This window comes from Pseudomonas sp. LBUM1646 (assembly GCF_059716165.1).
The window spans coordinates 182,842-195,254 of sequence record NZ_CP166810.1; the positions used below are offsets into that span (position 1 = coordinate 182,842).

At 61.7% G+C, this 12,413-nt stretch carries 9 protein-coding genes; all 9 read left to right on the forward strand.

Annotated features, from left to right (window positions below; all coding sequences use genetic code 11):
• Positions 1-123 precede the first annotated feature (123 nt).
• The gene (locus ACA071_RS00795; protein WP_123409403.1) at positions 124-552 is read left to right on the forward strand and encodes a MarR family winged helix-turn-helix transcriptional regulator; all 429 of its coding nucleotides are present in this window, start codon (positions 124-126) and stop codon (positions 550-552) included.
• Positions 549-2,621 carry an FUSC family protein gene (locus ACA071_RS00800; RefSeq protein ID WP_497642726.1) on the forward strand — a complete coding sequence of 691 codons (2,073 nt, stop codon included), beginning with the start codon at positions 549-551 and terminating at the stop codon, positions 2,619-2,621. The genes ACA071_RS00795 and ACA071_RS00800 overlap by 4 nt, the downstream gene beginning before the upstream one ends.
• On the forward strand, positions 2,618-2,827 hold the full coding sequence (locus ACA071_RS00805) for a DUF1656 domain-containing protein (RefSeq protein WP_054050271.1): 210 nt from the start codon (positions 2,618-2,620) through the stop codon (positions 2,825-2,827). The genes ACA071_RS00800 and ACA071_RS00805 overlap by 4 nt, the downstream gene beginning before the upstream one ends.
• Positions 2,824-3,717 (forward strand): efflux RND transporter periplasmic adaptor subunit, encoded by an 894-nt coding sequence (locus tag ACA071_RS00810; RefSeq protein WP_497642727.1) that lies wholly within the window; start codon positions 2,824-2,826, stop codon positions 3,715-3,717. Before ACA071_RS00805 ends, ACA071_RS00810 begins: the two co-directional genes overlap by 4 nt.
• A complete protein-coding gene (locus tag ACA071_RS00815; RefSeq protein ID WP_497642729.1) occupies positions 3,714-5,162 on the forward strand; it encodes an efflux transporter outer membrane subunit in 1,449 nt (482 codons plus the stop codon). Before ACA071_RS00810 ends, ACA071_RS00815 begins: the two co-directional genes overlap by 4 nt.
• Before the next feature lie 82 nt (positions 5,163-5,244).
• Entirely contained in the window at positions 5,245-5,880 is a 636-nt protein-coding gene (locus tag ACA071_RS00820) for an NADH:ubiquinone oxidoreductase subunit N (RefSeq protein ID WP_123409399.1), read from the forward strand.
• A gap of 278 nt (positions 5,881-6,158) precedes the next feature.
• Positions 6,159-7,664 carry a YdgA family protein gene (locus tag ACA071_RS00825; RefSeq protein WP_497642730.1) on the forward strand — a complete coding sequence of 502 codons (1,506 nt, stop codon included), beginning with the start codon at positions 6,159-6,161 and terminating at the stop codon, positions 7,662-7,664.
• 258 nt (positions 7,665-7,922) lie between these two features.
• Positions 7,923-10,403 carry a poly-beta-1,6 N-acetyl-D-glucosamine export porin PgaA gene (gene pgaA / locus ACA071_RS00830; RefSeq protein ID WP_497642731.1) on the forward strand — a complete coding sequence of 827 codons (2,481 nt, stop codon included), beginning with the start codon at positions 7,923-7,925 and terminating at the stop codon, positions 10,401-10,403.
• 12 nt (positions 10,404-10,415) lie between these two features.
• Complete coding sequence (pgaB, locus tag ACA071_RS00835) at positions 10,416-12,413, forward strand: poly-beta-1,6-N-acetyl-D-glucosamine N-deacetylase PgaB (RefSeq protein WP_497642732.1); 1,998 nt, start codon at positions 10,416-10,418, stop codon at positions 12,411-12,413.

Consider the following 12,413-nt stretch of genomic DNA (forward strand, 5'->3'; position numbering starts at 1 on the left):
GGCTCGTTTCCAGAAACGAATTTGTTTCAAAACTTGACCATCTTTCCCCTCGAATGCGATATTGATAGTTAGCAAACTAACAGTGTGTCATTCCCCGTGCCTCAGAACCTCGACGCTCTCCAGATGAACATCAGCAGTGCCATGGTGGTGGCCGCCAGGCATTGGCGGAAGATCTGCCAGACCACGCTGGTCAATTATGGAATCTCCGAAGCCTGCGCCGTCCCGTTGTTGATGATCGGACGTTTGGGGGAGGGTGTGCGGCAGGTGACGGTGGCGCAGGCGGCGGGGATGGAGAGCCCGTCCCTGGTGCGTTTGCTCGATCAACTGTGCAACTCCGGCTATGTGCGCCGGACCGAAGACGCCCATGACCGGCGCGCCAAATGCCTGAGCCTGACCGACACCGGTCGTGAGCTGGTGCAAGCGGTGGAAGTCGAGCTGGTGCGTCTGCGCAATGAAGTGCTCGAAGGCATCGATCAGAGTGATCTGGAAGCCGCATTGCGCGTGTTGCGAGCCTTTGAAGCCGCCAATCCACCGCTGGTGATCCACCCTTGAGCGGTTTCTGGACAGGCGTTCCCCCGGCGCGGGACTGGTTCTACGGTGTGCGCACCTTCGCTGCGTCGATGATCGCGTTGTACATCGCCATGCTCATGCAAATGCCGCGTCCGTATTGGGCGATGGCCACGGTGTATATCGTTTCCAGCCCGTTTGTCGGCCCGACCAGTTCCAAGGCGTTGTACCGCGCGGTTGGTACGTTCATGGGCGCAGCGGCGGCGGTGTTTTTTGTGCCGATGTTCGTGCAGAGCCCGTGGGTGCTGGTGGTGATCATCGCGTTGTGGACCGGGACGCTGTTGTTTCTGTCCCTGCACCTGCGCACCGCCAACAGCTACGCCTTGATGCTCGCCGGTTACACCTTGCCGCTGATCGCCCTGCCGGTGTTGGATAACCCGCTGGCGGTGTGGGACATCGCCGAAGCGCGCACCGAAGAAATCTTTCTCGGCATTGCCGTGGCGGCGGTGGTCGGCGCGATGTTTTGGCCTCGGCGCTTGGCGCCAGTGTTCAACGATTCGGTGAATAAATGGTTCACCGATGCCTCGACCTATAGCCTGCGCTTCCTCACTCGCGAGGTGAAGCCGGAAGAAGTCAGCACCCTGCGTTCGGCCATGGTTACGACCTTCAATAGCCTGGAATTGATGATCGGCCAGTTGCCCCACGAAGGCGCGCGGCCGCAAACGGTGCGCAATACCAAGGAACTGCGCGGGCGAATGATCCACCTGCTGCCGGTGATCGATGCCCTGGATGACGCGCTCTATGCACTTGAGCGCCGTACTCCGGAGCTTGTGGATAAGTTCGCGCCGCTGCTGACCGCGACCACCGAATGGCTCAACCACAAAGACGCCGACCTCGAACGCTGGCAAGCACTGAAAGACCAACTCGAAGCACTGCAACCGAGTGCCGAGGCGCTGGATGATCGCAAGCAGCTGCTGTTCTCCAACGCCTTGTATCGCCTCGGCGAGTGGATCGATTTGTGGCAAGACTGCCGCAGCCTGCAATACGCCATCCAGTGCGAAAGCCAGGACAGCTGGCGCGCGGTGTATCGGCATTGGCGCCTCGGTCGCCTGACGCCGTTTCTTGACCGTGGGTTGATGCTCTATTCGGCCTTGTCGACAGTCAGCGCGATCATTGTTGCTTCGGTGCTGTGGATTCTGCTCGGCTGGACCGACGGCGGCAGCGCGGTGATTCTGGCGGCGGTGGCGTGCAGCTTCTTCGCCTCGATGGACGACCCGGCGCCGCAGATTTTCCGGTTCTTTTTCTGGACGGCGATGTCGGTGTTGTTCGCCAGTCTTTATCTGTTTCTGGTCCTGCCCAACCTGCATGACTTTCCAATGCTGGTGCTGGCGTTTGCGGTGCCGTTCATCTGCATCGGCACCCTGACGGTGAAGCCGCAGTTTTACCTGGGCATGCTGCTGACGCTGGTGAACACCTCGTCCTTCATCAGCATCCAGGGTGCCTACGACGCGGACTTCCTCAGTTTTTCCAACTCCAACCTGGCCGGGCCGATTGGCTTGTTGTTCGCCTTTGTCTGGACGCTGATTGCCCGCCCATTCGGCGCGGAGCTGGCGGCCAAGCGCCTGACCCGTTTCAGTTGGCGCGACATTGTCAGCCTCACCGAACCGGCGACGTTGTCGGAACACCGCAAGTTGGGTGTGCAGATGCTTGATCGGTTGATGCAGCACTTGCCGCGCCTGGGCTTGATCGGCCAAGACACCGGCGTCGCTCTGCGCGAAGTGCGCGTCGCGCTGAACTTGCTCGATCTGCTTGCCTACACCCCGCGAGTGCTCGGCGTGCCGCAAGTGTTGCTGCATCAAGTGGTGGCGGAAGTCGGCGAGTACTTCAAGGCGTGCCTCAAGGCCGGCGAGCGTTTGCCGGCACCAAGTCCTTTGTTGATGACGCTGGACCGCACCCGTCGCGCCCTCAACAGCGAGTGCGATGACGAGGCCCGGCTACATTTGCTGCACGCCTTGAGCGGACTGCGCCTGGCGTTGTTGCCCGGGGTTGAATTCGTCGGCACAAGCGCACTCGAAGAACCGCTTCCCCATGGCATCGATGGAGCGCCTTTATGATCGGTGATCTGGATATCAGCGGGGTGTTCCTGCCCACGCTGCTGGTGCTGATGGGCATTACCTACCTGTTTTACCTGTTGGTGCACGGGGTGCTCACGCGCCTGCACTTTTACCGTCTGGTCTGGCACCGGGCATTGTTCAACGTGGCTCTCTACGCTTTGCTGCTCGGCGCCGTGGACTCACTCAGTCGATACCTGATGACATGAAAAAACCTTTTTTGACCATTGGTCGCGTGCTGCTGACCCTGCTGATCGTGAGTTTCGCCGTTGTCGTGGTCTGGCGCATGGTGATGTATTACATGTTCGCGCCCTGGACCCGTGACGGGCACATCCGTGCCGACATCGTGCAAATCGCCCCGGACGTGTCCGGTCTGATCCAGCAAGTGCAAGTGCGCGACAACCAGTTGGTGCAACGCGGCCAGGTGCTGTTCAGCATCGACCAGGACCGTTTCAAACTGGCCCTGCGCCAGGCGAAAGCCGCCGTGGCCGACCGTGAAGAAACCCTGGCCCAGGCCCAGCGCGAGGCCAAGCGTAACCGTGGCCTCGGCAACCTGGTGCCGGGCGAGCAACTGGAAGAAAGCCTGTCGAAAGTCGCCCGGGCGCAATCGGCGTTGTCCGAAGCGCTGGTGACGGTGGACAGCGCCCAGCTCAACCTCGACCGCTCGACCATCCGCAGCCCGGTGGACGGTTACATCAACGACCGTGCACCCCGCGCCCAGGAATTCGTCACCGCCGGGCGGCCAGTGTTGTCGGTGGTGGACAGCAATTCCTTCCACATTGACGGCTATTTCGAAGAAACCAAACTGGACGGCATTCACGTCGGCCAAGGCGTGGATATCCGGGTGATCGGCGACCGCGCTCGCCTGCGCGGGCATGTGGAAAGCATCGTCGCCGGCATCGAAGACCGCGACCGCAGCAGCGGCAGCAACCTGTTGCCCAACGTCAACCCGGCGTTCAGTTGGGTGCGACTGGCGCAGCGGATTCCGGTGCGGATCGCCTTCGACGACGTCCCCGCGGATTTCCGCATGATTGCCGGGCGCACCGCGACGGTGTCGATCATTGACGACAAAGACAAAACCGAGGAGCCCGCGAAATGAGCAAAGCCTCGGCTTTGGCGGTGGCCGGGTTAGGCCTGTTGCTGTCGGCGTGTCAGGTGGTCGGGCCGGATTATCACTTGCCGGACGACGCTGCCATGCACCGTGAAGACTTGCAGGGCAACCTGCTGCCGAACGACAAAGATGTGGTGTCGGCGCCAGTGCCCAGCGATTGGTGGCGCTTGTATCAGGATCCACGTCTCGACCAATTGGTGCAGCAAGCCATGGCCACCAACACCGATTTGCGTGTCGCGGCGGCGAACCTGTCCCGGGCGCGGGCGCAGGTGGATGAAGCCCAAGCGGCGGGCGGCTGGAGCGGTGGCGTGAAGATGGGCGCCCAGCGTTTGCAGGAGTCCGGCGAAGCATTCCTGCTGCCAGAAAAAGTGCCGGTGGCCAACGTTGGCGACATTGGGATTACCACGTCTTATCAATTCGACCTGTTCGGCACCTTGCAGCGCGGGATCGAAGCGGCCAAGGCCAATGCCGATGCGACCCAAGCGGCGGCGGATACGGCGCGCATCACCCTGGTGGCCGACGTGGTTCGGGCCTACACCCAAGTCTGTGCGGCCAATGAGGAGCGAGAAATCGCCCAGCATTCCCTCGACCTGCAAGCCCAGAGCACCACCCTGACCCAGCGTCTGCGTGATGCCGGGCGTGGCGATGAAACCCAGGTCACCCGTTCACAAACCCAATTCAAATCTTTGCGCGCCGACATGCCGCGTTATGAGGCGGCGCGTCAGTCCGGGTTGTTCCGTTTGTCGATGCTGCTGGCCAAACCACTGGATCAACTGCCGGCCGGCACTGACAGCTGCGCTGAACTGCCGAAGATTGCGCAATTGTTGCCGGTGGGTGACGGCGCCACGTTGCTCAAACGCCGCCCGGATGTGCGTCAGGCCGAGCGCCGTTTGGCTGCTGCGACCGCCGGCATCGGCATCGCCACCGGCGAGTTGTACCCGGACATCAGCATTGGCGCGACCGTCGGCACCGTCGGTCTGCTGGAAAACCTCGGCAAGCCGTCGGCCAATCGCTGGGGCTTCGGTCCGTTGCTGAGCTGGACCGTGCCGTCCAACGGCTCCCGCGCGCGAATCCGCGAAGCCGAAGCCTCGACCCAAGGCGCGCTGGCGCACTTCGACGGCGTAGTGCTCAACGCGATTCGTGAAACCCAGACCGGCCTGGCCCAGTACTCCGCGCTGTTGCAACGCCGCGATGCCCTGGCCGACGCCGAGCAATCGGCGCAACTGGCGGCGGACCAGACCCACCGCTTCTTCCAGGCCGGTCGCGCGTCGTTCCTGGCGGACCTGCAAGCCACCCGCACCTACACCGATGTCACGGCGCAACTGGCCTCGGCCAACACCCAGGTCGCGATGAGCCAGATCGATTTGTTCCTCGCGTTGGGCGGTGGTTGGGAAAGCGGACGAACGCAAGCGTCACAGCCCGGCAAACCCTGAGGCCGTTGCTATGCTTTGAGTTGATGAGGTCGCGTGACGAGCTCATCAATCAAGGCTCGCGTTGGTCATGGGGACTCTAATAATGAAAAACCCTTATGCTCCCGGCTTCTGGTGCGCTATAGCGGCATTGGTGTTGCTGTCGGCCACCTATTTCTACGGCATCATGCTCGCCCACCAGATCGACAAGGCGCTGGTGTTCCTCGACAGCGCGGCGGCACTGATTGCCGTGATGTCCATCGTGGTGGTGGCCTGGGCTTCGGTTCAGGGCACGCGCATCAAACGAAGACACCTCGAACAAGGCAAAACATTGGTGCTCATTTGGGACACCAAGGTCGCGCTGCGTCGGGTCGAAACCGTGTTCGATCGGTATTTCTGGGGCAGCTACTGGCAACCGGGGCGCACGTTCCAGGAAGTCATGGGCGAACTCACCGGCACGCCGCTGGAAAAAAGCCTCGAAGCCTTGAAAACCCAATGCCTGGCCCTCGACAAGCAAGTCACCGAAGAAGGCTGGCACTGGCTCAACAACGCCCGCGAACTCTCTGACGTGGCCAACGCCATGGCGCGCGAGCGCTATCAACTGGACTTCTGCGACCCGCGTGCGGAAGTGACGGGCGGGGCGGTGATCAATCGGGATTTTGAAGTGCTGGTCTATACGTGGACGGCGCGGCTCAAAAGCTTTGATCATCAGTTGGATGAGATTGAAGTTCAGTATTCCTGACCGCAAAAAGATCGCAGCCTTCGGCAGCTCCTACAGGTTTACGCGTTCCCCTGTAGGAGCTGCCGAAGGCTGCGATCTTTTCAGGCAACACATTCCTTGCATACGGGAACGATCGCCACCCTGTGTGCTCCATAGACACTCTTTCACCTTTAATCATTAAGCCCTCCCGCCCAGCAAATGCTAATCTCCATCGCACTTTTGCGCAGTCGTGACCACGACCCGTCTTGGGTTCAGGGAAGACGAGCACTTTTCAACAACGGACATTGATCGGGTAATTCATGAATAAATCAGCAGGCGTGCTTCTTGGAATTGTCGTCGCCATCGGTGCAATCAGCGCCGGCGGTGCCTGGTACACCGGCACTAAACTGGAAGGCGTGCTCAACGCCTCGGTTGTAGACGCCAACAAAGAACTGCAAACCGCGCTGGTGGGTTCCAATGGCACGGCGTCGCTGGAGCTGGTGTCCGTGGAGCGTGGTGTTTTCAGCAGCACCGCGCATTACCGCCTCAAGGGCGAAGGCGAGATGTTCGGCGGTGCGCCGGTCGAATTGCTCTTCGTCGATCGTGTCGAACACGGCCCGCTGCCATTCTCGCGTCTGGCTTCGTTGAAATGGTTGCCGGTCATGGCCACCAACCACTTCGAGCTGGAAAAGACCCCTACCACCGAGAAATGGTTCGCCGCCGCTAACGGCCAATCGCCGGTCAAAGGCGTGGTCAACATCGGTTATGACAACTCCACCAACGGCAATTTTGAATTGCTGCCGCTGGAAGTGGCGCTGGATGACAAGTCCAGCCTGAAGTTCTCTGGCTTGAACATGGACGTTGACGCCAGCGCCCAGGCCCAGAAGCTCAAGGCCAACGGCTACATGGACAGCCTGAAACTGACCACCGTGTCTGAAGATCAGGCGCCGGTGTTGGTCGAGCTGAATGGCCTGACCCTGGCCAGCAACCTGGTGAAAAGCACCTACGGCTACTACACCGGCGAAAACACCCTCGAGCTGACCAGCAGTAAAACCACTTTCGGCCCCAAGCAGTCGATCGTCGGCGTCAACAAGTTTGAAATGAAGAACCAGACCGAAGAGTCGGGCACCAGCGCTTCCGGGCGTGCCGATTACAAGGTGGGCGAAATCTCGTTCAACGGCAAAACCGTCGGTTCGGCACAGATGGCCATGAGCCTGAAAAACCTCGACATCCCTTCGACGATGTCGCTGATGCAGATTTACCAGACCAAGCTGCAACCGTACGAGAAAGCTGCCACCGAAGCCGCTGCGGCGGGTCTGCCGGCCCCCGAGTTGAACCTGACGCCGGAGGAAGAGACGCAGGTCAAGGCCGGTCTGGAAAAACTGCTGGCCGCCGGCCCGCAGTTTGCGCTGGAAAACCTGTCGTTCAACACCGCCAACGGTGAAAGCCGCGCCAACCTGGTGGTCGACCTGACCAAACCAGCTTCGATGGACGTGCCGCCGGATCAATTGATCCGTCAGATGATCGCGCTGTTGGATTTCAATCTGCAAGTGTCCAAGCCAATGCTCGTTGACCTGCTCAGCGTCCAGGCGCAAGCCGATGGCCAGACCGACGCCAAGACCATCGTCGATCAGGCAACGGCCACCAGTGACATGTTCAGCAGCATGGCCTTGGGCACGCAATTGGCCAAACTGGACGGCACCAACGTCGTCACCAAACTGCATTACGCCAACAATCAGGTGGAATTCAACGGCCAGAAAATGACCGTCGAGCAGTTCGTCGGCTTCGTGATGGGCAAACTCGGTGGCGCTGGGCAGGTCCAGTAAAACCTGAGCGGTACACCGCAACGCCCGGCCTCTGTGCAACGCAGACGCCGGGCGTTTTGCTGTCTGGCGTTTGAGCGTTGCCTGAGCGTGGCGCACTGCTGAACGTTACGAATCTGAATAAATATTGTGTTCTGAATAGCTGACCAAACTCGCGTGCAAGACTGCGCCCCGACAAGCCGGATCCCCTCGATCCGGCCTTCCATTACGAATGGGCAGGGGGGCATTGCGACCCGGCTGGCCAAGTAAGGATGCTGACAGATGCCGCGTTTTGCAGGTCCCTTTATTCATCGTGGTTTACGCCCCTTGTTCCGCATGGCGTTGTGCAGCCAGTTGCTCTGGCCGGCGCTGGCGTTTGCCGACACGCCTTACGACCAGAGGGTCCGCGATGCCCGTGCGGGCAACTACGCGCCCGCGCTGACGACACTACGCCAGGTACCGGTGAACCAGGCCACCACCGGCCAGGTCAGCGATCACTTGCAGATCGCCAGTTGGGCCGGTCTGGATGCCGAAGTGGTGCAAGTTTATGAAACCCAGGGCCGCCACCGCGTGCTACCGGTGCAGGCGTTGACTGCCACGGCGCGGGCCTATCGCAACCTCAAACGTTGGGATTCGGCGACCGAGGTCTACAACAAGGCCTTGGCACTGGAGCCACAGAACCCGGACCTGCAACTCGGACTGGCCCTGACCCAGGCCGACGCGGGTAACCCCGACGAAGCCGTAACCCGCACCAAAACCCTGGTAGCCGCCAAACCGGACGACCCTTCCCGTCGACTGGCGCTGGCCTATGCCTTGACCCGCGCGGGCAATAATTACGACGCACTGTTCGAATACGACCAGGCCTTTATCCGCGCTGGTAGCAAACCTGACGTCGCCCGCGAATACGTGTTTGCCCTGCAACGCGCGCGCCTGCCGGAACCGGCCCTGCGCCTGGCACATCAACGGCCGGGGCTGATCGATCCGGTACTGCTGCGACGTATCGAAGGTGACCTCGCCGCCGAGCGCGTGCGCCTGGCGGAACTGGCCACCCGCAGCGAAAAAGAACGCTATGTAATCGCTGATCGGGCACTGGCTGACTACGACCAACTGCTCGCCACCTGGACCCCGGACCCGACGGCCCACGACGACGTCACTCGCTGGCGCATCGACCGCATGGGCGCGCTCAAGGCCCGAGCGCGCACCGCCGACGTCATCAGCGAATACCAGAAGTTGATCAGCGAAGGGGTGAAGATTCCGACTTACGCCTTGCGCTGGGTGGCGGCGTCCTACCTGGACCAACGTCAGCCAGAAGTTGCAACCGACCTCTATCGCCAAGTACTGGTCGCGCCGGACGCCGATGTCGGCGATCGCCTCGAAGACAGCACCGCGCTCTATTACGCCCTGCTCGAAAGCGACCAGGCCGACGAAGCGCGCAAAGTCGCTGAAGACTTGGCAAAAGCCCAGAAACCACGCGTCGAACTCAAGGGTTTGCCGGTGGGCAACCCCAACGATGAATGGATGGACGCCCAGCAACTCGCTGCCCAGGCCGGGACCTACGGTGCCGATCTGCCGTCCGGCGAGCAGCGCTTGCAGACGCTGGTCGATCAGGCGCCGGGCAATATCGGCTTGCGCCTGGCCCAGACCGATCTGTACCTGGCTCGTGACTGGCCGCGCCGCGCGGAATTGCAGCTCAAGGAAACCGAGAGCATGGTCCCCCGGGACATGGGCCTCGAAGTAGCACAGGCCCATACCGCCATGGATTTGCAGGAATGGCGGCAGATGGATGCGCTGACCGACGACGTGGCCGCGCGTTTCCCGGACAACCGTCAGGTCCAGCGTTTGCTGCGCCAGCGTGAAGTGCATGACATGGCCGAGCTGCGGGTGCAGACCTACGGCGGCAAAAGTTATGGCGGTGGCAGCAGCGGTGCCGGCGCGGTGGCGGGTAGCAAGGATTTCGGGATCGAAACCGTGCTCTACAGCCCGCCCATCGACGAAGACTGGAGGGTGTTTGCCGGTGTCGGTTACGCCTCGGGTGATTTCCAGGAAGGCACCGGCCGAGATCGCACGCAACGGCTCGGGGTCGAGCGTCGCACCCGCGACATGACCCTGGAAGCAGAAGTCTCCAATCACAACTTCGGCTACGGCGACAAGCAAGGCGCGCGGCTGTCGATTGCTCGCGATATCGACGATCACTGGCAGTACGGCGCCAGCCTCGCCTATCTCTCGGCGGATACGCCGTTACGGGCGTTGAACAGCGACGTCACGGCCAACGGCGGCAGCGGTTTCATCCGCTGGCGCGCCAATGAAAGTCGCGAATGGAAACTGGCGGTCAGCCCCTCGCATTTCAGCGACGGCAACAACCGCGTCGAAGCCCTGCTCACCGGGCGCGAAGGCGTCTACACCGCGCCGAAAGTGCAAGTCGACCTCGGCCTAGAAGTCGGCACCAGCCACAACTCCGCCTCCGAGGACGTGCCGTACTTCAACCCAAAATCCGACTTCAGCGTGCTGCCGATGGTGAACGTCAACCACGTGCTGTATCGCCGCTACGAAACGGCCTGGAGCCAGCAATTCCAGGCCGGCGCGGGGACTTACAGCCAACGCGACTACGGCACCGGCGGCATTGGCCTGCTGGGCTACGGCCAGCGCTACAGCTGGAACGACGTGTTCGAGGTGGGCGGCTTGTTGACCGTGATCAACCGGCCCTACGACGGCGACCGCGAAACCGATCTGCGCCTGCTTGTCGACCTCACTTACCGCTTCTAGAAGAGTTTGAAGATGCCTTTTATCTCGCGTTTCATCCTTTTGCTGGGAGCGCTGCTGGTCAGCGCCTGCGCCCAGCAAGCCCCGGCGTTTACCCCGCCGTCCGAGCGCCCGGTGCCGGCCAACGAAAAGCCGTGGCCGAAAAACCACGTGCTGGGGATTGCCTACCACGACGTCGAAGACCGCGACCCCGATCAAGCCGTGGTGGCGGTGCGCACCGAACGCATGATCGAGCAGCTTGCCTGGTTAAGGGAGAACAACTACAAACCGGTCACCGTCGACCAGATCATCGCCGCGCGCAACGGTGGCCGTGAGCTGCCGCCCAAGGCGATTCTGCTGAGCTTCGACGATGGCTATTCGAGCTTCTACACCCGCGTCATGCCGGTGCTGCGTGCCTACAACTGGCACGCCTTGCTGGCGCCGGTCGGCGTGTGGATTGATACGCCGCTGAACCAACCGGTGGATTTCGCCGGCACACCGCGCCAGCGTTCGGACTTCCTGACCTGGGATCAGATCCGGGAAATCTCCAAATCCGGGCTGGTGGAAATCGCCGCGCACACCGATGCCAGCCACAAAGGCGTGTTGGCTAACCCGCAAGGCAACCTGCAACCGGCCGCCGCGACCCGTCGTTACGATGCGGTCGCCGGCCGCTACGAAACCGAAGCCGAGTTCCAGGCGCGTATGCGCACTGACGTCGCGACCATCACCGAGAAGATCCGCAAGGCGACCGGTTACAAACCGCGAGTCTGGGTCTGGCCCTACGGCGCGGCGGACGGCACTTCACTGCAAGTGGTCAGCGAGCAGGGCTACCAAATGGCCCTGACTTTGGACGACGGCCTCGATGCCCTCGACAACCTGATGAGCAGCCCGCGCTTCCTGGTGGCTTCGGACCCGGACGGCGAGCACTTCGCCAACAGCATCGTTTCGGTGCAAGCCGACTCGCCGATGCGCGTGGTGCATGTGGACCTGGATAACGTTTACGACCCGGACCCGGCCCAACAGGAAATCAACCTCGGCAAACTGATCCAGCGCATGGCCGACATGGGCGCCAACACCGTATTCCTGCAAGCCTTCGCCGATCCGCAAGGCGATGGCCTGGTGCACTCGCTGTACTTCCCTAACCGTCACCTGCCGGTGCGCGCCGACATCTTCGACCGCGTGGCCTGGCAGTTGCGCACCCGCGCTCACGTCAAAGTGTTTGCCTGGATGCCGGTGCTGAGTTTTGCCCTGGATGCGAAGCTGCCGCGCGTCACGCGTTGGGACCCGAAAACCGGCACCACGGCGGTGGATCCGGACCAGTACAAACGCCTGTCTCCCTTCGACCCGAACGTGCGGCGGATCATCGGTGAACTCTACGAAGACGTCGCGCGCCTGACCTCGGTGGACGGCATCCTTTATCACGACGACGCGGTGCTGTCGGACTTCGAAGACGCCAGCCCCGAAGCGCTCAAGGTGTATGCCGCCAATGGCTTGCCGGGCTCGATTGGCGCGCTGCGCGACGATCCGGTCACGCTGCAACGCTGGACGCGATTCAAGAGCCGCTACCTGATCGATTTCACCCAGGAACTCAGCGCCAAGGTCCGCGCGATTCGCGGCCCGCAGGTGCTGACCGCGCGCAATATCTTTGCCGAGCCGATGCTCAATCCCCAAAGCGAAACCTGGTTCGCCCAGAACCTCGACGACTTCCTTGGCGCCTACGACTGGACGGCGCCGATGGCCATGCCGCTGATGGAAAAACAGAGCCACGCGCAATCCGGGCCATGGCTTGAAGCGTTGGTAGCGACGGTCAAGGCACGCCCCGGTGCGCTCGATCGCACGGTGTTCGAATTGCAGGCCAAGGACTGGACCCAACAGACCGATTCCGACATCGACGGTGCGCAACTGAGCGACTGGATGGGCCGCCTCAAGCGTCAGGGCGCCACCAGTTTCGGCTACTACCCGGACAACTTCCTCGAGAACCAGCCGGACCTGAAAACCGTGCGGCCCGCGCTCTCCAACAAGTGGAATCCATAA

What these genes read in the sequence shown, in the direction of transcription:
- ACA071_RS00795 (WP_123409403.1), top strand. Translation starts at nt 124, where the DNA reads ATGAACATCAGCAGTGCCATGGTGGTGGCCGCCAGGCATTGGCGGAAG.
- ACA071_RS00805 (WP_054050271.1), top strand. Translation starts at nt 2,618, where the DNA reads ATGATCGGTGATCTGGATATCAGCGGGGTGTTCCTGCCCACGCTGCTG.
- pgaA (WP_497642731.1), top strand. Translation starts at nt 7,923, where the DNA reads ATGCCGCGTTTTGCAGGTCCCTTTATTCATCGTGGTTTACGCCCCTTG.
- pgaB (WP_497642732.1), top strand. Translation starts at nt 10,416, where the DNA reads ATGCCTTTTATCTCGCGTTTCATCCTTTTGCTGGGAGCGCTGCTGGTC.
- ACA071_RS00810 (WP_497642727.1), top strand. Translation starts at nt 2,824, where the DNA reads ATGAAAAAACCTTTTTTGACCATTGGTCGCGTGCTGCTGACCCTGCTG.
- ACA071_RS00820 (WP_123409399.1), top strand. Translation starts at nt 5,245, where the DNA reads ATGAAAAACCCTTATGCTCCCGGCTTCTGGTGCGCTATAGCGGCATTG.
- ACA071_RS00815 (WP_497642729.1), top strand. Translation starts at nt 3,714, where the DNA reads ATGAGCAAAGCCTCGGCTTTGGCGGTGGCCGGGTTAGGCCTGTTGCTG.
- ACA071_RS00825 (WP_497642730.1), top strand. Translation starts at nt 6,159, where the DNA reads ATGAATAAATCAGCAGGCGTGCTTCTTGGAATTGTCGTCGCCATCGGT.